This is a genomic window from Streptomyces sp. NPDC050145 (assembly GCF_044460245.1).
Taxonomy (GTDB): Bacteria; Actinomycetota; Actinomycetes; order Streptomycetales; family Streptomycetaceae; genus Streptomyces.
Window position 1 is genome coordinate 18,744 of sequence record NZ_JBITJS010000032.1, and the last position, 20,716, is coordinate 39,459.

General features: G+C 71.5%; 23 protein-coding genes. 8 read left to right on the forward strand and 15 right to left on the reverse strand.

The window, feature by feature from the left end:
• Positions 1–26: 26 nt before the first annotated feature.
• The 4 genes from ACIBTU_RS38455 to ACIBTU_RS38470 form a co-directional block, all read right to left on the reverse strand.
• Entirely contained in the window at positions 27–545 is a 519-nt protein-coding gene (locus ACIBTU_RS38455; RefSeq protein ID WP_399131422.1) for a SixA phosphatase family protein, read from the reverse strand.
• A 106-nt stretch (positions 546–651) separates the two neighbouring features.
• Positions 652–858, reverse strand: coding sequence for a hypothetical protein (locus ACIBTU_RS38460; protein ID WP_399131423.1), 207 nt, complete (start codon positions 856–858; stop codon positions 652–654).
• 210 nt (positions 859–1,068) lie between these two features.
• Positions 1,069–1,188: an SGM_5486 family transporter-associated protein gene (locus ACIBTU_RS38465; RefSeq protein WP_399131424.1), complete on the reverse strand. Its 120-nt coding sequence runs from the start codon at positions 1,186–1,188 to the stop codon at positions 1,069–1,071.
• Positions 1,189–1,231: 43 nt separating this feature from the next.
• A complete protein-coding gene (locus tag ACIBTU_RS38470; RefSeq protein WP_399131425.1) occupies positions 1,232–2,542 on the reverse strand; it encodes a CynX/NimT family MFS transporter in 1,311 nt (436 codons plus the stop codon).
• A gap of 120 nt (positions 2,543–2,662) precedes the next feature.
• On the opposite strand from ACIBTU_RS38470, the gene ACIBTU_RS38475 reads away from it, so the two are divergent.
• Entirely contained in the window at positions 2,663–3,355 is a 693-nt protein-coding gene (locus ACIBTU_RS38475; RefSeq protein WP_399131426.1) for a FadR/GntR family transcriptional regulator, read from the forward strand.
• Here the strand turns inward: ACIBTU_RS38475 and ACIBTU_RS38480 are convergent.
• The 3 genes from ACIBTU_RS38480 to fabG all read right to left on the reverse strand — a co-directional run bounded on the left by ACIBTU_RS38480 (position 3,333) and on the right by fabG (position 5,237).
• Positions 3,333–3,650, reverse strand: coding sequence for a hypothetical protein (locus tag ACIBTU_RS38480; protein ID WP_399131427.1), 318 nt, complete (start codon positions 3,648–3,650; stop codon positions 3,333–3,335). The two genes, ACIBTU_RS38475 and ACIBTU_RS38480, sit on opposite strands and share 23 nt — an antisense overlap.
• 88 nt (positions 3,651–3,738) lie before the next feature.
• Complete coding sequence (gene fabI / locus ACIBTU_RS38485; protein ID WP_399131428.1) at positions 3,739–4,515, reverse strand: enoyl-ACP reductase FabI; 777 nt, start codon at positions 4,513–4,515, stop codon at positions 3,739–3,741.
• Positions 4,516–4,520: 5 nt separating this feature from the next.
• Positions 4,521–5,237 (reverse strand): 3-oxoacyl-[acyl-carrier-protein] reductase, encoded by a 717-nt coding sequence (gene fabG / locus ACIBTU_RS38490; protein WP_399131429.1) that lies wholly within the window; start codon positions 5,235–5,237, stop codon positions 4,521–4,523.
• 147 nt (positions 5,238–5,384) lie between these two features.
• Between fabG and ACIBTU_RS38495 the strand changes: the two genes are divergently transcribed.
• From ACIBTU_RS38495 to tyrS, 3 genes are all read left to right on the forward strand, one after another.
• The gene (locus ACIBTU_RS38495) at positions 5,385–6,947 is read left to right on the forward strand and encodes a TldD/PmbA family protein (protein ID WP_399131430.1); all 1,563 of its coding nucleotides are present in this window, start codon (positions 5,385–5,387) and stop codon (positions 6,945–6,947) included.
• Positions 6,944–8,338: a metallopeptidase TldD-related protein gene (locus ACIBTU_RS38500; RefSeq protein ID WP_399131431.1), complete on the forward strand. Its 1,395-nt coding sequence runs from the start codon at positions 6,944–6,946 to the stop codon at positions 8,336–8,338. Before ACIBTU_RS38495 ends, ACIBTU_RS38500 begins: the two co-directional genes overlap by 4 nt.
• An 83-nt stretch (positions 8,339–8,421) precedes the next feature.
• Positions 8,422–9,693 carry a tyrosine--tRNA ligase gene (gene tyrS / locus ACIBTU_RS38505; RefSeq protein WP_399131432.1) on the forward strand — a complete coding sequence of 424 codons (1,272 nt, stop codon included), beginning with the start codon at positions 8,422–8,424 and terminating at the stop codon, positions 9,691–9,693.
• Positions 9,694–9,788: 95 nt separating this feature from the next.
• On the opposite strand, the gene ACIBTU_RS38510 is transcribed toward tyrS, so the two are convergent.
• On the reverse strand, positions 9,789–10,070 hold the full coding sequence (locus ACIBTU_RS38510; RefSeq protein WP_399131433.1) for a GlsB/YeaQ/YmgE family stress response membrane protein: 282 nt from the start codon (positions 10,068–10,070) through the stop codon (positions 9,789–9,791).
• 230 nt (positions 10,071–10,300) lie between these two features.
• Here ACIBTU_RS38510 and ACIBTU_RS38515 point away from each other — a divergent pair, with 230 nt between their 5' ends.
• Positions 10,301–10,651 (forward strand): DUF3099 domain-containing protein, encoded by a 351-nt coding sequence (locus ACIBTU_RS38515; RefSeq protein ID WP_399131434.1) that lies wholly within the window; start codon positions 10,301–10,303, stop codon positions 10,649–10,651.
• Between the two features lie 267 nt (positions 10,652–10,918).
• On the forward strand, positions 10,919–11,164 hold the full coding sequence (locus ACIBTU_RS38520; RefSeq protein WP_399131436.1) for a hypothetical protein: 246 nt from the start codon (positions 10,919–10,921) through the stop codon (positions 11,162–11,164).
• A gap of 5 nt (positions 11,165–11,169) precedes the next feature.
• On the opposite strand, the gene moaA is transcribed toward ACIBTU_RS38520, so the two are convergent.
• The 3 genes from moaA to ACIBTU_RS38535 form a co-directional block, all read right to left on the reverse strand.
• Positions 11,170–12,159: a GTP 3',8-cyclase MoaA gene (gene moaA / locus ACIBTU_RS38525; RefSeq protein ID WP_399131437.1), complete on the reverse strand. Its 990-nt coding sequence runs from the start codon at positions 12,157–12,159 to the stop codon at positions 11,170–11,172.
• Between the two features lie 178 nt (positions 12,160–12,337).
• Positions 12,338–13,963 (reverse strand): cation acetate symporter, encoded by a 1,626-nt coding sequence (locus ACIBTU_RS38530; protein WP_399131438.1) that lies wholly within the window; start codon positions 13,961–13,963, stop codon positions 12,338–12,340.
• Positions 13,960–14,328, reverse strand: a complete 369-nt coding sequence (locus ACIBTU_RS38535) for a DUF485 domain-containing protein (protein ID WP_399131439.1) — start codon at positions 14,326–14,328, stop codon at positions 13,960–13,962. The genes ACIBTU_RS38530 and ACIBTU_RS38535 overlap by 4 nt, the downstream gene beginning before the upstream one ends.
• A gap of 291 nt (positions 14,329–14,619) precedes the next feature.
• Between ACIBTU_RS38535 and ACIBTU_RS38540 the strand changes: the two genes are divergently transcribed.
• Positions 14,620–16,143, forward strand: coding sequence for a S8 family peptidase (locus tag ACIBTU_RS38540; RefSeq protein WP_399131440.1), 1,524 nt, complete (start codon positions 14,620–14,622; stop codon positions 16,141–16,143).
• Between the two features lie 137 nt (positions 16,144–16,280).
• Positions 16,281–17,261: a CopD family protein gene (locus ACIBTU_RS38545; protein ID WP_399131453.1), complete on the forward strand. Its 981-nt coding sequence runs from the start codon at positions 16,281–16,283 to the stop codon at positions 17,259–17,261.
• A gap of 24 nt (positions 17,262–17,285) precedes the next feature.
• Here the strand turns inward: ACIBTU_RS38545 and ACIBTU_RS38550 are convergent, their stop codons facing one another.
• The 4 genes from ACIBTU_RS38550 to ACIBTU_RS38565 all read right to left on the reverse strand — a co-directional run bounded on the left by ACIBTU_RS38550 (position 17,286) and on the right by ACIBTU_RS38565 (position 20,706).
• On the reverse strand, positions 17,286–18,332 hold the full coding sequence (locus ACIBTU_RS38550; RefSeq protein ID WP_399131441.1) for a zinc-dependent alcohol dehydrogenase family protein: 1,047 nt from the start codon (positions 18,330–18,332) through the stop codon (positions 17,286–17,288).
• A 16-nt stretch (positions 18,333–18,348) separates the two neighbouring features.
• The gene (locus tag ACIBTU_RS38555; RefSeq protein WP_399131442.1) at positions 18,349–19,023 is read right to left on the reverse strand and encodes a lysoplasmalogenase; all 675 of its coding nucleotides are present in this window, start codon (positions 19,021–19,023) and stop codon (positions 18,349–18,351) included.
• Entirely contained in the window at positions 19,020–19,907 is an 888-nt protein-coding gene (locus ACIBTU_RS38560; protein WP_399131443.1) for a sterol desaturase family protein, read from the reverse strand. Before ACIBTU_RS38560 ends, ACIBTU_RS38555 begins: the two co-directional genes overlap by 4 nt.
• Positions 19,908–19,980: 73 nt before the next feature.
• The gene (locus tag ACIBTU_RS38565) at positions 19,981–20,706 is read right to left on the reverse strand and encodes a VIT family protein (RefSeq protein WP_399131444.1); all 726 of its coding nucleotides are present in this window, start codon (positions 20,704–20,706) and stop codon (positions 19,981–19,983) included.
• Positions 20,707–20,716: the final 10 nt, after the last annotated feature.

Below are 20,716 nucleotides of genomic sequence, written 5' to 3' on the forward strand. Positions count from 1 at the left end.
CTTCCGGGGCCCGCGCCTCCTGCGTGTCACTCGCTGGGCGCCCAGTAGTCGACGAGGGTCGCGGTGCCGGGCTCCAGGCTCTTCCAGGGGCCGGAGAAGGTGAGGACGGCGAAGGCGGCCGTGGGGAAGCCGCGCCGGTCCACCCGCTGGCGGGTGTCGCCCTCGGCGTCCTTGGCGAGGATCTCGGTGAGGGCCTGGACGCCGGGGTTGTGGCCGATGAGGACGAGGTCGCGCACGTCGTCCGGCGTCTCGTTCAGCACGGCGATCAGCTCGCCCGGCGACGCCTCGTAGATCCGCTCCTCGTACACGGTCCTGGGCCGCTCGGGCAGCTCGGCGACGGCGAGCTTCCAGGTCTCGCGGGTGCGGGCGGCGGTCGAGCAGAGGGCCAGGCCGAACGGGATGCCGGAGTCGGCCAGTCTGCGGCCGGCGACGGGGGCGTCCCTGCGGCCCCGCTCGGCGAGCGGCCGGTCGTGGTCGGAGACCTGCGGCCAGTCCGCCTTGGCATGCCGGAAAAGGACGATCCTGCGGGGTTCTGCGACGCTCATGGATCCCAGCTTCGCACGAAACCGGCCATGAGGCGCAGGGAGTTGACGTGCTCACCCGGCAGGGGTGAGAAGCGGTGCGCACACGCCCTGGTACTGGATGAGTTCCCTAGCGCTGGATGAGTTCCCTGGCGCGTTCGAGTACGTGCGTGAAGGTCGGGTCGCCCGCGGCGGCCTGTGCGTCCGCCGGGTTGAGGATCAGCAGGAGCAGGGCCGCGAACGCGACGGCGGGCAGGACGAGCGCCCACCAGGGCAGCCGGGTGTCCGCGCCGCCCGTCGCTACCGGGTGGGTCCGGGTGTGCGTGGGGGCCTGCATGGCTGCCTCCGGGTCCGTGGGCGCCGCGGTCCGCCACCGCGGTGGGCCGCCCGGTCGGGGCGACACTTCGACGGTACGGACCGGACGGGCCCGGGCCCATCCGGTGATCCACCCACTCGACCCTGACCCTGGCCCCCTAGGGGACGGTGGAGTTAACCCCACCCCCGGGTGCGGGCCGGGCCCGGGTCACGCGGTCACGGGGTCACGGGGTCACGGGGAGACGATCGTCGCGATGACGGCGATGACGACGGTGATGGCGATCATCGCGCCGAAGACGGCGAGAAGCTTCTTCTGGCCGTTCTGGGGGTTGGGTTCGAGCACAGGCGACATGCGGCAAGTGTCGCACCCGTCCCCCGCCGTCCGGCCCCCGGGGTCAGGCGGCAGCGGCCGCCTCGTCCTCGACCGTGCGGTTGCGGCCGGCGATGATGCCGACCACCATCTGCGGCACCATCAGCGCGGCCATCAGCGCGATGGGCACGCCCCAGCCGCCGCTGTGCTGGTAGAGGACGCCGACGAGCAGCGGGCCCGGGATCGAGATCAGGTAGCCGGTGGACTGGGCGAAGCCGGAGAGCTTGACGACGCCGGCGCCGGTGCGGGCGCGCATGCCGATCATCGTGAGGGCCAGCGGGAAGGAGCAGTTGGAGATGCCGAGCAGGACCGCCCAGATCCAGGCCCCGGAGGCCGGGGCGAAGTACAGGCCCGCGTAGCCGGCGAGGCCGCAGGCGCCGAGGAAGATCACCATCGGGCCCTGGCTGGGCAGCCGGGCGGCGACGCGCGGGATGACGAAGCCGAGCGGCACGCCCATGACCATGCAGACGGCGAGCAGCACTCCGGCGGTCGAGGCGGAGACCCCGGCGTCGCGGAAGATCTGCGCCATCCAGCCCATGGTGATGTACGCGGCGGTGGCCTGGAGGCCGAAGAAGCAGGCGAGCGCCCAGGCGGTGCGGCTGCGGGCGATGCGCAGTCCGGAGCCGTCGTTCTCGGCGGGCACGGACTCGACGGCCGGGGCCGTCTGTCCGGCGTCCTGCCGGTCGCCCTTGTCGCGGACCAGCGGGAGCCAGGGCAGCACGGCGGCCGCGGCGAGCACGGACCACACGGCGAGGCCGGTCTTCCAGTTGCCGCCCATGGCGTCGGTCACCGGGACGGTGATCGCGGCGGCGGTGGAGGTGCCGGCGGCCAGGGCCATCGAGTAGAGGCCGGTCATGGAGCCGACGCGGTCGGGGAACCAGCGCTTGACGACGACCGGCATCAGGATGTTGGCGACCGCGATGCCCATGAGGGCGAGGGCGGTGGCGGCCAGGAAGGCCACCGTGTTCCCTGTGAAGGGGCGCAGGGCCAGGCCGGCGGCGATGGCGGCCATGCCGAAGCAGACGACGGCGGCGGGGCCGAAGCGCTTGGCGAGGCGCGGGGCCATCGAGCCGAAGAGCGCGAAGCAGAGGGGCGGCACGGAGGTGAGGACGCCGGCGACGCTGCCGCTCATGCCGAGCCCGTCGCGGACCTCTTCGAGGAGGGCGCCGAGACTGGTGACGGCGGGGCGCAGGTTCATGGCGGCGAGGACGATGCCGACGGTCACCAGGCGCAGCGCCCAGGTGCGTGGCGCGGTGCTCCTGACCGGCTCCGCGGCCGGGGTCGTGGTCGTCGGGGCGGTCGGTGGCGCCATCGTCGGGGTTTCCTCACTAGCCATGAGACCCATATTAGAATCATGGGATGATTGGTTGTCCAATCGGATTGCGTCACACTGGACCTGGGGCCGGCCCCTCGGCCCGCCCCTCCGCGTTCGTACGAGCAAGCACGAAGGAACGTCATGGCACTGACCTCCCCCCGGCGCTCGGCCCTGTCCGAGCAGGTCATCTCCGCCCTGCGCGCCCAGATCTCCTCGGGCGAGTGGCCGGTGGGCTCCCGGATCCCCACCGAGCCGGAGCTCGTCGAGCAGCTCGGTGTGGCGAGGAACACGGTGCGCGAGGCGGTCCGCGCCCTCGCGCACAACGGACTCCTCGACATCCGGCAGGGCTCGGGCACCTATGTGGTGGCCACCAGCGAGCTGGCCGGTGTGATGCAGCGGCGGTTCGCCGACGCCGATCCGCGGCACATCGCCGAGCTGCGCTCCACGCTGGAGTCGAGCGCGGCCGCGCTGGCCGCGCAGCGGCGCACCGAGCGGGACCTCAAGCAGCTGCACACCCTGCTCCTGCGCCGTGAGGAGGCCTGGGAGGCGCGTGACGCCGAGGCGTTCGTGACGGCGGACTCGACGTTCCACCTGGCCGTGGTGGCCGCGTCGCACAACGACGTGATGACGGCGATGTACGCGGACCTCGGCGAGGTGCTGCGGGACTGGCTGCGCGAGGACGTCGGCGAACGGCTGACGGAGGAGAACAACATGGACCACACGGCGCTGGTGGACGCGATCCGCGAGGGGGACGCGGAGGCGGCGGCGACGGAGGCGGCCAGTTACGCGTTCCTGTGCCGCTCGAGCCGGCTCACCGCGCCTCCCGGTGACTGACCCAGGCGCTCCGTACGTCCTTCCAGCAGCGCCCGGCGAGCCGTACGGTCTCGGCCGGGCCGACCGCGCGCGGCGCGGTGTCCGTGTCGATGTCCCACCAGCGGTCGCACTCGACGTGCAGGGCGACCCGGTCGACGCCCGGGTACGGGTTGTGGCAGGTGGCGCTCACCCGTGACCCGTCGACCCTGACCCGGCACCCGGCCCCGAAGGGCTCCGGCGCGGCGACGCTGTCGGCGCCGGCGCCCACGAGGGCGAGCGCCGCGAGAACGGTGGCTATCCGGTACCTGAGACGCACGAAGGGACCTCCCGCACCCAGAGTGCGTGGAGGTCCCTCGTGACGGCCCGGATTGTTGACCCATCCGAGGCCCTTGCGGGGCCTGAGGTCAGGCGCCGATGGCGTGCAGGCCGCCGTCGACGTGGATGATCTCGCCCGTGGTCTTCGGGAACCAGTCCGAGAGCAGCGCGACGATGCCGCGGCCGGCCGGCTCCGGGTCCTTCAGGTCCCACTCCAGCGGGGAGCGGGTGTCCCACACGGAGGCCAGCTCGCCGAAGCCCGGGATGGACTTGGCGGCCATGGAGCCGAGCGGGCCCGCCGAGATCAGGTTGCAGCGGATGTTCTGCTTGCCCAGGTCACGGGCCATGTAGCGGCTGGTGGCCTCGAGCGCGGCCTTGGCCGGGCCCATCCAGTCGTACTGCGGCCACGCGAACTGCGCGTCGAAGGTGAGGCCGACGACGGACCCGCCCTCGGACATGAGCGGCAGCAGCGCCATCGTGAGCGACTTCAGCGAGAACGCCGAGACGTGCATGGCCGTGGCCACGGACTCGAACGGCGTGTTGAGGAAGTTGCCGCCGAGCGCGTCCTGCGGCGCGAAGCCGATGGAGTGCACGACACCGTCGAGGCGGTCGCCCAGCTGCTCGCGGACCTGGCCCTCCAGGCGGGCGAGGTGCTCGTCGTTGGAGACGTCGAGCTCCAGGACCTTGACCTTGTCGGGCTCCGGCAGCTTCTTGGCGATGCGCTCGGTCAGCGTCGGCCGGGGCCAGGCGGTGAGGATGATCTCCGCGCCCTGCTCCTGGGCCAGCTTCGCGGCGTGGAAGGCGATGGAGGACTCCATCAGCACACCGGTGATGAGGATCTTCTTGCCCTCGAGGATTCCAGCCATGTTCGTCAGTGACCCATTCCCAGTCCGCCGTCAACCGGGATGACGGCTCCAGTGATGTACGCGGCGTCGTCCGAGGTCAGGAACTTCACCACGCCGGCGATCTCCTCGACCTGCGCGTACCGGCCGAGCGGGACCTGGGCGACGATGCCCGCGCGCTGCTCGTCGGTGAGCGCCTGGGTCATGTCGGTGTCGACAAAACCGGGGGCGACGACGTTGAAGGTGATGTTGCGCGACCCGAGCTCACGGGCGAGGGAGCGCGCGAAGCCGACGAGACCGGCCTTCGAGGCGGCGTAGTTCGCCTGCCCCGCGGAGCCGAGCAGCCCGACGACGGAGGAGATCAGCACGACGCGGCCCTTGCGGGCGCGCAGCATGCCGCGGTTGGCACGCTTGACGACCCGGAAGGTGCCCGTGAGGTTGGTGTCGAGGACGGACGTGAAGTCCTCCTCCGACATGCGCATGAGGAGCTGGTCCTTGGTGACGCCGGCGTTGGCGACGAGGACCTCGACGGGACCGTGCTTGTCCTCGATCTCCTTGTAGGCCTGCTCCACCTGCTCGCCGTCGGTGATGTCGCACTTGACGGCAAGGAGACCCAGCTTCTCGAGCTCCGCCGGGTCGCCCGAGCGGTACGTGATCGCGACCTTGTCGCCGGCCTCCGCGAATGCGCGGGCGATGGCGAGGCCGATGCCCCGGTTTCCTCCGGTGACGAGAACCGAGCGGCTCAACGGATCACCCTTTCGATAGCGGTCGTCGTACCTCGGAAACCTATCGGTCCGACCCGGGGTACGGAGAATCGGCCACCCACAGCGCCACCCCCGACTCACTGTCGGGTCCCTACAGAAAGGTCTGGCCGCGCACCCCCGCCGCGCGACATGATCGGGTCTCACGGTGGTGAGGAAAGGGAGACATTCGTGCCTCATACGATCGATGAAGCCTTCACGGCGCTGCCCCTGCGGGCGCTCGCCGACGCGGCGTTGGCCCGCGCGCGGGCGCTGGGCGCCGAGCACGCCGACTTCCGGTTCGAGCGGGTGCGCAGCGCGTCGGTGCGGCTGCGGGACGCCAAGCCGTCGGGTTGCTCCGACACGACGGACCTGGGCTACGCGGTGCGGGTCGTGCACGGCGGTACGTGGGGCTTCGCGTCCGGGGTCGACCTGACGATGGACGCGGCGGCGAAGGTGGCGTCCCAGGCCGTCGCGATGGCGCAGCTCAGCGCGAAGGTGATCAAGGCGGCCGGGTCCGACGAGCGGGTGGAGCTCGCGGCCGAGCCGGTGCACGCGGAGAAGACGTGGGTCTCCTCCTACGAGATCGACCCCTTCTCCGTGCCGGAGGAGGAGCGGGCGGGGCTGCTGACCGACTGGAGCGCGCGGCTGCTGGCGGCCGACGGGGTGTCGCACGTGGACGCCTCGCTGCTCAGCGTCCACGAGAACAAGTTCTACGCGGACACGGCCGGCACGGTGACGACGCAGCAGCGGGTCCGCCTCCACCCGCAGCTGACCGCCGTCTCCGTGGACGACTCCAGCGGTGAGTTCGACTCGATGCGCACGCTGGCGCCGCCGGTCGGGCGCGGCTGGGAGTACCTGACGGGCACGGGCTGGGACTGGGAGAGCGAGCTCGCGCAGATCCCCGAGCTGCTCGCGGAGAAGATGCGCGCCCCGAGCGTGCGGGCCGGTTCGTACGACCTGGTCGTGGACCCGTCGAACCTGTGGCTGACGATCCACGAGTCGATCGGGCACGCCACCGAGCTGGACCGGGCGCTCGGCTACGAGGCGGCGTACGCGGGCACGTCCTTCGCCACGTTCGACCAGCTCGGCAAGCTCAGGTACGGCTCCGAGATCATGAACGTGACGGGTGACCGGACGGCCGAGCACGGGCTCGCGACGATCGGCTACGACGACGAGGGCGTGGCCGGGCAGTCCTGGGACCTGGTGAAGGACGGGACACTCGTCGGGTACCAGCTCGACCGGCGCATCGCGAGGCTGACCGGCTTCGAGCGGTCCAACGGCTGCGCGTACGCGGACTCCCCCGGCCATGTGCCGGTGCAGCGGATGGCGAACGTGTCGCTGCAGCCGGACCCGGGCGGCCTGTCGACCGAGGACCTGATCGCGGGCGTGGACCGCGGCATCTACGTCATGGGCGACCGGTCGTGGTCGATCGACATGCAGCGCTACAACTTCCAGTTCACCGGCCAGCGCTTCTTCAGGATCGAGAACGGGCGGCTCGCCGGGCAGCTGCGCGACGTCGCGTACCAGGCGACGACCACCGACTTCTGGGGCTCGATGGCGGCGGTCGGCGGCCCCCAGACGTACGTCCTCGGCGGCGCCTTCAACTGCGGCAAGGCCCAGCCGGGCCAGGTCGCGGCGGTCTCCCACGGCTGCCCCTCGGCCCTGTTCAAGGGCGTCAACATTCTGAACACGACGCAGGAGGCCGGTCGATGAGCCCGCGTTCCACCAAGCCGTACGAGATCGTCGAGCGCGCCCTGGAGCTGTCGCGGGCCGACGGCTGTGTCGTCGTCGCGGACGAGACCTCGACCGCCAATCTGCGCTGGGCGGGCAACGCGCTGACCACGAACGGCGTGACGCGCGGCCGGACCCTGACGGTGATCGCGACGGTCGACGGCAAGGAGGGCACGGCGACCGGGGTCGTGTCCCGGGCCGCCGTGACGGCCGCCGACCTGGAGCCGCTGGTGCGGGCCGCGGAGGAGGCGGCCGCGAAGGCCGGGCCGGCCGAGGACGCGCAGCCGCTCGTGGACGGCGTACCGCACTCCCCCGCGTTCACCGAGGCGCCGGCCGAGACGTCCTCCGCGGTGTTCGCCGACTTCGCGCCCGCGCTCGGCGAGGCGTTCGCCCGGGCGCGGGCCGGCGGCCGCGAGCTGTACGGCTTCGCGAACCACGAGATGACGTCCAGCTATCTGGGCACGTCGACGGGTCTGCGGCTGCGTCACGACCAGCCGAACGGGACGCTGGAGCTGAACGCGAAGTCGCCGGACCGCACCCGCTCGGCGTGGGCGGGCCGCTCCACCCGCGACTTCAAGGACGTCGACCCGGGGGCGATGGACGCCGAGCTCGCCCGGCGCCTCGGCTGGGCCGAGCGCCGGATCGACCTGCCCGCCGGGCGGTACGAGACCCTGCTGCCGCCGACGGCCGTCGCGGACCTGCTGATCTACCAGCTGTGGTCGGCGGGCGCGCGGGACGCGGCCGAGGGCCGGACCGTGTTCAGCAGGCCGGGCGGCGGCACCCGGGTCGGCGAGCGGCTGAGCCCGCTGCCGCTGACGCTGCGCAGCGACCCGTACGAGCCGGGTCTGGAGTGCGCGCCGTTCGTCCTCGCGCACTCCTCCGGGGACGACGCGTCGGTGTTCGACAACGGGCTGCCGGTGAGCGCCACGGAGTGGATCGCGGACGGCGAGCTGCGGCAGCTGACGACCACCCGGCACAGCGCCGCCCTGACCGGGATGCCGGTCGCGCCGGCCGGGGACAACCTGATCCTGGACGGCGGCACGGGCCGCTCCCTGGACGAGATGGTCGCGGACACGGAGCGCGGGCTGCTGCTGACCTGCCTCTGGTACATCCGCGAGGTCGACCCGGCGACCCTGCTCCTGACCGGACTGACCCGGGACGGCGTGTACCTCGTGGAGAACGGCGAGGTGGTCGGCGAGGTGAACAACTTCCGGTTCAACGAGTCGCCGGTGGACCTCCTGGGGCGGGCCACCGAGGCCGGGCGCACGGAAAAGACGCTGCCGCGCGAATGGGGCGACTGGTTCACTAGGGCTGCGATGCCCGCGCTGCGGGTGCCGGACTTCAACATGAGCTCGGTCAGCCAGGGCGTCTGACGCCCATAGACTGGCAGCGTTCAACCAGCTTCATTCGGCTTCATCAGCTTCATTCATCAGGTACGTACGAGGAGACTCAGACCGTGACGGACATCGTCGACGAACTGAAGTGGCGCGGGCTGATCGCCCTGTCCACCGACGAAGACGCGCTGCGCAAGGCATTCGCGGACGGTCCGGTCACGTTCTATTGCGGCTTCGACCCGACCGCGCCCAGCCTGCACCTGGGCAACCTGGTGCAGATCCTCACCATGCGGCGCATCCAGCAGGCGGGGCACCGTCCGCTGGGTCTGGTCGGCGGCGCCACCGGTCTGATCGGTGACCCGAAGCCGACGGCGGAGCGCACGCTGAACGCGCCGGAGGTCGTCGCCGGCTGGGTGGAGCGGCTGCGCGGCCAGGTGGAGAGGTTCCTCGACTTCGAGGGCCCGCACGCGGCGACGATGGTGAACAACCTGGACTGGACCTCGGGCCTGTCCGCCATCGAGTTCCTGCGCGACGTCGGCAAGTACTTCCGGGTCAACAAGATGATCGCGAAGGAGGCCGTCTCGCGGCGGCTCAACTCGGACGCGGGCATCAGCTACACCGAGTTCAGCTACCAGATCCTCCAGGGCATGGACTACCTCAAGCTGTACGAGCAGTACGGCTGTGTCCTGCAGACCGGCGGCAGCGACCAGTGGGGCAACCTGACCTCCGGCACCGACCTGATCCACCGGGTCCACCCGGAGGCCGTGGTCCACGCGATCGGCACCCCGCTGCTCACCAAGGCGGACGGCACCAAGTTCGGCAAGACCGAGTCCGGCACCGTGTGGCTGGACCCGGAGATGTTCTCGCCGTACGCCTTCTACCAGTTCTGGCTGAACGCGGACGACCGGGACATCTCCAAGTTCCTGCGCACCTTCTCCTTCAAGTCCCGGGAGGAGATCGAGGAGCTGGAGCGGCAGACCGAGGAGCGGCCGCAGGCGCGGGCCGCGCAGCGGGCGCTGGCCGAGGAGCTGACGACGCTGGTGCACGGCGCCGACCAGACCGCGGCCGTGGTCTCCGCGTCCAAGGCGCTGTTCGGCCAGGGCGACGGCAGCCTCGCGGACCTGGACGAGGCGACGCTCGCCTCCGCCCTGTCCGAGCTGCCGCGGATCGAGGTCACCGAGCTGGCCCCGGCCGTCGACCTGTTCGCCGAGGTCGGCCTGGTCGCCAGCAAGTCGGCCGCGCGCCGCACGGTGAAGGAGGGCGGCGCGTACGTGAACAACGCGAAGGTCGCCGCGGAGGACTACGTGCCCTCCGCCGACGAGCTGCTGCACGGGCGCTGGCTGGTGCTGCGCCGCGGCAAGAAGAACCTGGCCGCGGTGGAGCTCAAGGGCTGACGCCCGCCTCGTAGAACGCTCGTAGAACGGCCGAAGGCCCGGTCCCGCGCTCTCGCGGGACCGGGCCTTCGCCATTTCTCGGGGCGGGCCGGGGGCTAGGCCCGTTCCCGCTGCTTGGTGCCGCGCATCGAGGTCCAGAGCCAGTCTCCGACGCCGACGACGACGACCGCGCCGATCAGCTGGAGCAGGTGCCGGGTCCAGTCGATGCCCCGGGTGTCGTTGACCCCGATGCCGGTGGCCACCCAGTTGCCCAGGACGCTGCCGATGATGCCGAAGACCGTCGTCAGCCACAGTGGGATCTGCTGCTTGCCCGGAAGGATCGCCTTCGCGATCAGCCCCAGCACGAAACCCACGATGATCGCCCACAACCAACTCATGTGGTCGCCTCCTCAAACGGCGCCGGGCGCGCGGCACATGCCGCACGCGTGCGATCAGTCTCCGGCCGTACCCCGTACGGCGCATGTCGGGGCGGGCCGTACGTGGGACGGCGCAGACGGCACGGCCTGTCCGGGTGTCCCCCGGTCTCGTGGGCGGCGCGGCCCGGGCGTACCGTGGGGTGCAGTCCGGTCCGGGGAGAGTCCGGCGACCTTGCGGGTGGTGGAATGTGATGCGGAAGCGCAGCGGCAACGGCGGAGCAGAGGTCTTCCGGATCACCGGGGCCCGCCAGGGGCTCGCGGAGGACGTGCGGGGCCGGCAGCGCCGCTATGTCATCTCGATGTCGATCCGCACCGTGTCGGTGATTCTCACGGCGGTGCTGTGGGACGTGGAGCGTCCTGTCGCGATCGTGACGCTGATCCTCGGCGCCCTGCTCCCCTATGTCGCCGTCGTCATCGCGAACGCGGGCCGGGAGAACGTGCCGACGCTGCCCTCGACCTTCGTGACGGCGCCCCTGCGCCCGATGATCTCCGCCGCCCCGTCGGCCGCTCCGGCGGAACCCGTGGCGGAGGACCGCCGCTAGCGGCGGCGGCCTCCGGCGCCGCCGCCTCGGAGCCTGCCCGGAGGCCTGCTCGAGAGCCGCTGGAGACCCGCTCGAGGCCGGTGCGAGGCCGGGGCGAAGCTCAAGAAAAGCTCAGATCAATCATGTTGTTCCGGTGCCGGGGCCGGGGGTGTGCGTGGCATACTGCGTACGCGCTCCGCATCCCCCGTCGGAGCGACGGACCGACGCCGGGCAGCTCCCCCCGTGGCTGCTCGGCGTCGCCATTTCCCGGGCCTTTAGGGTGGGGGCGTGAACCTCGCGAACCTCTCCGAACCGTCGCCCGCCACCCCCCAGTGCTCGGCCAAGGGCTGCCGCGCCGACGCGGTCTGGGTGCTCGCGTGGAACAACCCGAAGCTGCACACGCCGGACCGCCGCAAGACGTGGCTGGCCTGCGACGAGCACCGTGAGCACCTCAGCCAGTTCCTGGGGGTGCGCGGGTTCCTGAAGGACGTCGTGACGCTGGCGGAGTGGGAGACCCGGCCCGAAGCCGGCTAGCGGGATCAGCCGCCGATCGCCGACATGGGGCGGTCGGGCTGGAGGAACGTCGGGTCGTCGAGCCCGGAGCCCGCCTTCTTGCCCCACATGGCGAGCTTCCAGATGCGGGCGATCTCCGCGTCGGGAGCGTCCGAGCGCAGGGCCGCCCGCAGGTCCGTCTCCTCCGTGGCGAACAGACAGGTGCGGACCTGGCCGTCGGCGGTGAGGCGGGTGCGGTCGCAGGCGGAGCAGAACGGGCGGGTGACGGAGGCGATGACGCCGACCCGCTGCGGGCCGCCGTCGACGATCCAGCGCTCGGCCGGGGCCGAGCCGCGCTCGTCGGACCCCTCGGGGGTCAGCTCGAAGCGCGTCCGCAGGGAGGCGAGGATGTCGCCCGCGGTGATCATGCCGTCGCGCTTCCAGCCGTGCTGGGCGTCCAGCGGCATCTGCTCGATGAAGCGCAGCTCGTAGTCGTGCTCGACGGCCCAGGCGAGGAGCTCGGGGGCCTCGTCCTCGTTGAGCCCCGGCATCAGGACAGAGTTGATCTTCACGGGGGTCAGGCCCGCCTCGTGGGCGGCGGCGAGGCCCTCGATGACGTCCTTGTGGCGGTCGCGGCGGGTCAGGGTCTTGAAGACGTCGGGGCGGAGCGTGTCCAGCGACACGTTCACCCGGTCCAGGCCCGCCGTCTTGAGGGCTTCGGCGGTGCGCTTGAGCCCGATCCCGTTCGTCGTCAGGGACATGCGGGGGCGGGGCTCCAGGGCCGCGACGCGCTCCACGATGCCGACGAGGCCGGGGCGCAGCAGGGGCTCGCCGCCGGTGAAGCGGACCTCGGTGATGCCCAGATCGGTGACCGCGATGCGGACGAGCCGGACGATCTCGTCGTCGGTGAGCAGGTCCGGCTTGGCCAGCCACTGCAGGCCCTCCTCGGGCATGCAGTAGGTGCAGCGGAGATTGCACTTGTCGGTCAGTGAGACCCGCAGGTCGGTGGCCACTCGGCCGTAGGTGTCGATGAGCACGTGGGCCCCCTCCCTGGTCGCGTTCTGTGATCGCGTTCTGCCTGACACGACCGAGCCTACGTGACGCCGCCGACAGCGGGGAGGCCGGTGATCCCACGAGCGTGCGGTGCTCCTGTCGTAGAGAGCTACCAGCGCACCGTGCTCCGGACGTGGCGGGAGCACGGTGCGCGCGGGTGCGTCAGTGGGCTCCGGTGCCGGTCAGGGACCGGACCTCCAGCTCCGCGTACTTGCCCTTGTCGGCCTTCTCCTTCGACAGGTACGTGCCGAGGACGCCGAGCAGGAAGCCGACCGGGATCGAGATGATGCCGGGGTTCTCCAGCGGGAACCAGTGGAAGTCGACGCCCTTGAACATGGACGTCTTCGGGTTGCCGGAGACGACCGGCGAGAAGAGCACCAGGAAGACGGCGGTGAACAGGCCGCCGTAGATCGACCACAGGGCTCCGTTGGTGTTGAAGCGCTTCCAGAAGAGGCTGTAGAGGATCGTCGGCAGGTTGGCGGAGGCGGCGACCGCGAAGGCGAGGGCGACGAGGCCGGCGACGTTGAGGTCGCGGGCGAGGGCGCCGAGGCCGATCGAGACGATGCCGATGAAGACGGTGGCCCAGCGGGCTGCCTTCATCTCCTCCTTCTCGGAGGCCTGTCCCTTCTTGATGACGTTCGCGTAGATGTCGTGCGCGAACGAGGACGAGGAGGCGAGGGTGAGGCCCGCGACCACGGCGAGGATCGTCGCGAAGGCGACGGCCGAGATGGAGGCCAGCAGGATCGCGCCCCAGTTGGAGTCGGTGCCGCCGAGATGGAGGGCGAGCAGGGGCGCGGCCGTGTTGCCCGCCGGGTTGGAGGCGATGATCTCCTCCGGCTTGATGAGGGCGGCGGCGCCGAAGCCGAGCGCGATCGTCATCAGGTAGAAGGCGCCGATGATGCCGATGGCCCAGTTGACGGACTTACGGGCGGCCTTGGCGGTCGGCACCGTGTAGAACCGGATCAGGATGTGCGGCAGACCCGCGGTGCCGAGGACGAGCGCGATGCCGAGCGAGATGAAGTCGATCTTCGACGTGGAGGTGGCGCCGTACTTGAGACCGGGCTCCAGGAACGCCGCGCCCTTGCCGCTGTTGTCCGCGGCGGTGCCGAGCAGGTCGGAGATGTTGAAGTCGAACTTCAGGAGCACCAGGAAGGTCAGCAGGATGGCGCCCACGATGAGGAGCACCGCCTTGACCATCTGCACCCAGGTGGTGCCCTTCATGCCGCCGATGGTGACGTAGACGATCATCAAAACGCCGACGAGGGCGACGATGCCGACCTTGCCCGCGTCCGAGGTGATGCCGAGCAGCAGCGAGACCAGGACGCCGGCGCCCGCCATCTGCGCGAGCAGGTAGAAGATCGAGACGACGATCGTGGAGGTGCCCGCGGCGGTGCGCACGGGGCGCTGGCGCATCCGGTAGGCGAGGACGTCGCCCATCGTGTAGCGGCCGGAGTTGCGCAGCGGTTCGGCGACGAGGAGGAGCGCCACGAGCCAGGCGACGAGGAAGCCGATGGAGTAGAGGAAGCCGTCGTAGCCGAAGAGGGCGATGGCGCCGGCGATGCCGAGGAAGGACGCGGCGGACATGTAGTCGCCGGAGACGGCGAGGCCGTTCTGGAAGCCGGTGAACTGGCGGCCGCCCGCGTAGAAGTCCGAGGCGTCCTTGGTCTGGCGGCCGGCCCAGACGGTGATGACGAGCGTCGCGAGGACGAACACCGAGAAGAGGCCGATGATCAGCGGCCGGTGTTCGCTCGCCTCGCCGGCGGCGAGTACGTGCACTGCGGGGCTCATGCGCCGCCCTCCATCCGGGACTTGATGGCCTCGGCCCTGGGGTCGAGCTTCGCCGCGGCGTGCTTCGAGTACCACCAGGCGATGAGGAACGTGGTGAGGAACTGGGCGAGTCCGAGGACGAAGGCGACGTTGATGTTGCCGAGGACCTTGGTGCCCATGAAGTCGCCCGCGTAGTTCGACAGCAGGACGTAGAGCAGGTACCAGGCGATGAAGGCGATGGTCAGCGGGAAGGCGAACGAGCGGTGCGCCCGGCGCAGTTCACCGAACTCCGCGCTCTGCTGCACCTCGACGAACTCCTCGGTGGAGGGCATCGTCCGCCGCTCGTCGGGGCTGCCCTTCTGGGGTGGTGGTGCGTCGGTGGCCACGGAGAGTCTCCTCGTGATGCGGATGCGGTCGGGGACGGGGACGGGGGTCGGATGGTAGGGGGTGTACGGGGTGATCCGACAGAGGGCCTGATCACCCGTGCGCTCCCTGCACAACGGCACGGGGACACGATGGGAGCGGTTCAACTCCGCCTGTTTATTTACGAATCCGTTGCTGACCTGCGGGATCAGCGATACCTTCAGGCCGCACCACGCGTCATGTACCTGCCCGGACACCACCTGTGTCCCGGGCTTCCCTTATTCGCCCGCTACGACGGATGATGTGGAGATCCCATGGCTCATCTGCCTGCCAGACGCCGCATGGCCCTCGCCCTGCCGATCGGCATCGCTCTGACGGCTTCGTTCGGCTTCCTGCCTTCCGCGGTCGCCGCACCCGCCGACGCCCCTGCCGTGACGGCCGGTTCCGAGGCCGGTTCGCTCTCCTACGTGGTGAACGCGCGCAGCACCGACGCGCACACCATCGCCTCGGTGAGCAAGGCGATATCCGCGGCCGGCGGTTCCATAGTCGAGACGTACGCGAAGATAGGCGTCTTCGTCGTCCACGCGTCCAACCCCGACTTCGGCAAGCAGCTGCGCGCCAACGAGGGCGTCGCCTCGGCCGGTGCCACGCGCACCTCGCCGCTGAGCCTGGCCGGCACCACCGACGAGGGCGCCGTGCAGAAGCTCTCGAAGGCGGACGCCCAGAAGCTCGCCGCCGAGGCCGCCCCGGGTCAGGAGCCGATGGAGGCCGACCAGTGGGACCTCCGGGCCATCGGCGCGGACCAGGCCGCGAAGATCAACCCGGGCAGCAGCAAGGTCACCGTCGGTGTCATCGACACGGGCGTCGACGACACGCACCCCGACATCGCCGCGAACTTCTCGCCGTCGCAGTCGGCGAACTGTGTCGGCGGCAAGGCGGACACCTCGCCGGGCGCCTGGCGTCCCGCGACCCCGGACCACTACCACGGCACGCACGTCGCCGGTGAGATCGCGGCGCCGCGCAACGGCGTGGGCGTCGCCGGTGTCGCACCGGGCGTGAAGGTCGCGGGCATCAAGGTGGCCGACCCGGTCAGCGAGCTGTTCTACCCGGAGGCCGTCGTCTGCGCCTTCGTGTTCGCCGCCGACCACGGCATCGAGGTCACCAACAACAGCTACTACGTGGACCCGTGGCTGTACAACTGCATGGACGACCCCGACCAGCGGGCGATCGTCGACGCGGTGAACCGGGCCCAGACGTACGCCCAGCGCAAGGGCACGCTGAACCTGGCCTCGGCCGGCAACTCCAACCACGACCTCGACTCGGACGCGATCCTGGACGACTCCAGCCCGGACGACTCGACCGCGGTGGAGCGCACGATCGACCCGCACAAGTGCTTCGACGTGCCGACCCAGCTGAAGGGTGTCGTCACCGTCAGCGCGACCGGCGTGAACAAGGCCAAGTCGTACTACTCGACGTACGGCCGCAACGCCATCGACATCGCGGCGCCGGGCGGCGACAAGTATCAGATCCCGGACACCCCGTCGAAGAACGGCCGCATCCTGTCGATCCTGCCGGGCGGTCAGTACGGCTGGCTGCAGGGCACGTCGATGGCCTCGCCGCACGCGGCGGGTGTCGCGGCGCTGCTGAAGTCGGCGCACCCGAAGGCGTCGCCGGCTGAGCTGCAGGCGATGATGAAGGCGCAGGCCGACGAGCAGGCCTGCCCGGCCGACTACGACGGCAACGGCGACGGTGTCGTCGACGCCTGGTGCAAGGGCAGCGTGGCGGACAACGGCTTCTACGGCAGCGGCATCGTGAACGCGCTGAAGGCCGTCAAGTAGCGGAACGTCTGTTCCTGAGGGGCCGGGTGGCGTGTGCCGCCCGGCCCTTTTTTGCTCCCTTTGTTCCGCTGCGCTTGCCCGGATCCGTGCCGGATGGTGAAGATCCAGTGGTGAGTTCGATACCGCCCACCACCGAAATGTCCGCCCCCGCGCGCCCGGCGGGACCGGGGCGGGCCGTCGCCGTGCTCGTCCTGGTCGCCCTCGCGGCGCTGATCCCGATGCTCGGGCCGCAGGCGGCGCTCCGCGGCACCGGCGAGGCGGCCGCTCCGGGCACGGGCGGGATCGCACTGCTGCGGGCCGTGCTGTTCGGGGCTTTGAGCGTGCAGGCGGGCGAGCTGTTCGCGGGCCTCCTGGCGCGGCGGGTGGCGCCGGAGCTGCGGGCGGCGCACCGGTGGTCCGCGTGCGCGGCGTGGGCCGGGTTCGCCGCCGCGCTCGGGCTCGCCGCCGTGGTCTCCGCGGGGAACCTGATCCCGCGCGGCTTCGGCGATCTCGACATCGGCGGCCTCTACGGGACGCGCGACGGCACCCTCGCCCTCCTGGAGGTGAACGCCTTCCTGGTGGCCGCCCTGTGCGCGCGCTCCAGGCGGCCGGACCGTGCGCTGCTGCCGCTGGCGGCCGTGGTCGTCGCGGAGGCGCTGCGCGCGCATCCACCCACCGAGGACAGCGCGCTGCTGGGGTCGGGGCTCACTCTCGTGCATCTGACGAGCGCGTCCCTGTGGGTCGGCGGGCTGCTGTACGCGCTGCGCACCCTGCGTGCCTGGCGCGCCGCCGACCCCGGGGCGGGCACGGCGCTGCTGGGCCGCTACGCGCGCGTGGCCGCGCTGCTGCTCGCCGCCCTCACGGCGACCGGGGTGTGCAGCACGCTGCGCCGGATGCCGCCGGGCACGGTCCTGGACCAGCTGACCGGGACGGCGTACGGGCGGACCCTGCTGGCGAAGGTGCTGCTCGTCGCCGTCGTGGCCGCGCTGGCGCTGGCCGCGCGGCTCCGGCTCGGCCGGCGCGGGGCGCGGGTCCGCACGCGCGCGTACGGGCCCGCGCGGGCGGAGGTCGTGGTGCTCGGGGTCGTGGTGGCGGTGTCGGCGGTGCTGACGGCCGTGCCGCTCCCGATCCGCTGGTGAGGCCCCGCTCCCGCTCCTCGCGGGTCAGTCGTTGGTGACGAGGACCTTGAGGGCGGTGCGCTCGTCCATCGCCTTGTAGCCGGCGGGGACGTCCTCGATGCCGACGGTCAGGTCGAAGACGGGCGACGGGTCGATCGTGCCGTTCAGGACGTCGGGCAGCAGCTGCGGGATGTAGGTGCGGACCGGGGCGACGCCGCCGCGCAGCGCGATGTTCCGGTCGAACATGACGGACAGGTCGAGTCCGGTGCCGCTGCCGTGCGGGACGCCGACGAAGCCGACGGCGCCGCCGTCGCGGGTGATGTGCACGGCGGTGTTCATGGACTGCTCGGTGCCGACGGCCTCGACGACGGCGTGCGCGCCCTGGCCGCCGGTGAGCTCGCGGACCGCTTCGACGGCCGCCTCGCCGCGCTCGGCGACGACGTCGGTGGCGCCGAAGCGGCGCGCGATGTCCGTGCGGGTCTCGTGGCGGCCGAGCGCGATGATCCGCTCGGCGCCGAGCCGCTTGGCCGCGAGGACGGCGCACAGGCCCACGGCTCCGTCGCCCACGACGGCGACGGTGGAGCCCTCGCGGACGCCCGCGCCGAGGGCCGCGTGGTGGCCGGTGCCCATCACGTCGGAGAGCGTCAGCAGGGCGGACAGCAGGTGCTCGTCGGACGCGGCGTCGGAGGGCAGCCGCACCAGGGTGCCGTCGGCGAACGGGACGCGCACGGCCTCGCCCTGGCCGCCGTCGTAGCCGACCGCGCCCCAGAAGCCGCCGTGGACGCAGGAGGTGGTCAGGCCCTCGCGGCAGTAGTCGCACACGCCGTCCGACCACATGAAGGGCGCCACGACGAGGTCGCCGCGCCGGACCCCGGACACCTCCCCGCCCGTCTCCTCGACGATCCCGAGGAACTCGTGCCCGATGCGCTGCCCAGGCTCCCGCGCGGCCTCGCCCCGGTACGCCCACAGGTCGCTGCCGCAGATGCAGGCGCGCAGGACGCGGACCACCGCGTCCGTGGGCAGCACGACGACGGGCTCGGGGACGTCCTCGACCCGCATGTCGTACGGGGCGTGGATGGTGGTGGCGCGCATGGGGTGTCCTTGCAGGTCAGTGCGGGGTGGGCCGGGTCTCGGCCCGCTCCTCACCGTACGCCGCACCGTGCGTCGTCCGCTCTTCGAGGGCTCCCTGGACCAGCAGGTACTGCGCCGCCACGTAGGTGAGCATGACCCAGAAGTCGGGGCGCGGCAGGGCCGGCCACTCGGCCACGCCCATGGCGATGAGCGTGTCGGACAGCAGGAACAGGGCGCCGCCGATGCCCGCCACCTTGCCGAGCCGGGAGGAGCCGTACGCCATGGCGGTGAGCAGCACGCTGTAGGCGGCGACCGGGATCCGCAGGTCGGCGGGCAGGTCCGGCCACAGCGCGGCGACGGTGTTGACGAGCACCACGCAGTAGACGACGCCGAGCATCGTGCCGCGCGCCCGGGGTGTCCCGAGCCGCTTGAAGAGCAGCAGGTAGCAGACGTGTCCGGCGGCGAAGGAGCCCATTCCGGCGAGGAACGCGAGGTCGTCGTCGAAGAGCAGCAGGACGTCGCCGCCCCAGCCGAACAGCACCGCGCCGCACAGCAGCCGGGGTCCGCCGCGCGCGATCACGTGGGCGAGCAGGACGAGCATCAGGAGCGGTTTGACGGCCACGTGGACGGCGTGGACGTCGGCCAGGAGCGCGACGAGGTCCACCGCGCACAGGGCGAGGAAGGCGGTGCGCAGGGCCGCGGGCGCGCTCACGCGGCTCCCTCGGTGACCTGCTGCGGGGCGGCGGCGGACGCGGGGGCCGGTGCGGGCTGCCAGCCGGGGCCGCGGAAGACGCGTCCGGCGCGCTCGCGCCAGCTGCCCGCGCTCCTGAGGTCCCGGGCGATGGCCGCGTACTCGTGGGTGGCGACGCGCAGCGGGTTGTGGGTGCTGATGTTCTTGGTGAGGCCGAAGACGGGGCGTTCGGTCTCGGCGACCCAGGAGCCGAAGAGCCGGTCCCAGACGATGAGGATGCCGCCGAAGTTGCGGTCCAGGTAGCCGCCCTGCGAGGCGTGGTGGACGCGGTGGTGCGAGGGGGTGTTGAAGAGGAACTCGAAGGGACGCCACATCTTGTCGATGCGCTCGGTGTGGATCCAGAACTGGTAGACGAGGTTGACCGAGTAGCAGAAGGCCAGGGCCGCCGGGTGCACGCCGAGCGCGATCAGCGGCAGGTAGAACGGCCAGCCGGTGAGGCTGGTCCAGGGCTGGCGCAGCGCGGTGGAGAGGTTGAACTTGCGGCTGCTGTGGTGCACGACGTGGCAGGCCCACAGGATGCGGATGACGTGGTGGCCGCGGTGCTGCCAGTAGTAGAAGAAGTCCTGGCCGAGCAGGATCAGCGGGAGCGTCCACCACAGGATCGGTATGCGCAGCGGGGTCAGCTCGTAGACCGCCGTGTAGATGGCGACGATCGGGATCTTCCACAGGAAGTCGAACACGAGGCTGCCGAGCCCCATGGTGATGCTGGTGGCCGCGTCCCTGGTCTCGTACCCGGCGGCGTCCTCGTCGGGATGGATCCGTACGGAGACGATCTCGACGACGGTGAGCAGCACGAAGGCGGGTATCGACCACAGGACGACGTCGGGGAGGCTGGAAGCGGACATGGGTGCACCGTAAGCGCGCGGACCGAGCCAGGACTAGAGGCAGTTACCGACAAGTATTACCCCGGGTAAAGGCTCAGACTCCGGCGGCTCCCAACAAAGAGCCGGCCGCGTAGGTGACCCCCATCGCGAGGGCGCCGCCCAGGACGTTGCGCCACACCGCGGGGGCGACGCGCGCGCCGCCGGTGCGGGCGCTGCCCCAGCCCGTGCAGGCGAGCGCGACGAGGACGGAGCCGACCGTCACGGGCAGCCGGAGCGCGGTGGGCGGCAGCACGATCGCGAGCAGCGGGAGCAGGGCGCCCACGGTGAAGGCGAGGAAGCTGGCCCAGGCCGCGTGCCAGGGGTTGGTCAGCTGGTCGGGGTCGATGCCGAGCTCCACGCGCGCGTGGGCGCGCAGGGCGTCCCGCGCGGTGAGCTGCACGGCGGCCTCCCGGGCGACCTCGGCACTGAGTCCGTGTCCGTGGAGCAGCCCGGTCAGCTCCTCCAGCTCCGCCGCCGGGTCCTCGGCGAGCTCGCGCCGCTCCTGGGCGATGGCGGCCTTCTCGGAGTCGCGCTGGGTGGAGACGGACACGTACTCGCCGGCGGCCATGGACATCGAGCCGGCGAGCAGTCCGGCGAGCCCGGCGGTGAGCAGGGCGCCGCGGTCGTCGGTGGCCCCGGCGACGCCGACGACGAGTCCCGCGGTGGAGACCACGCCGTCGTTGGCGCCGAGGACGGCGGCGCGCAGCCAGTTGAGCCGGGTGCCGAGCGCGCCGCCGTGGGCCTCGTCGTGCGTCGCATCGCTCCGGGTGGGTTCGGTCACGGCACGAGCA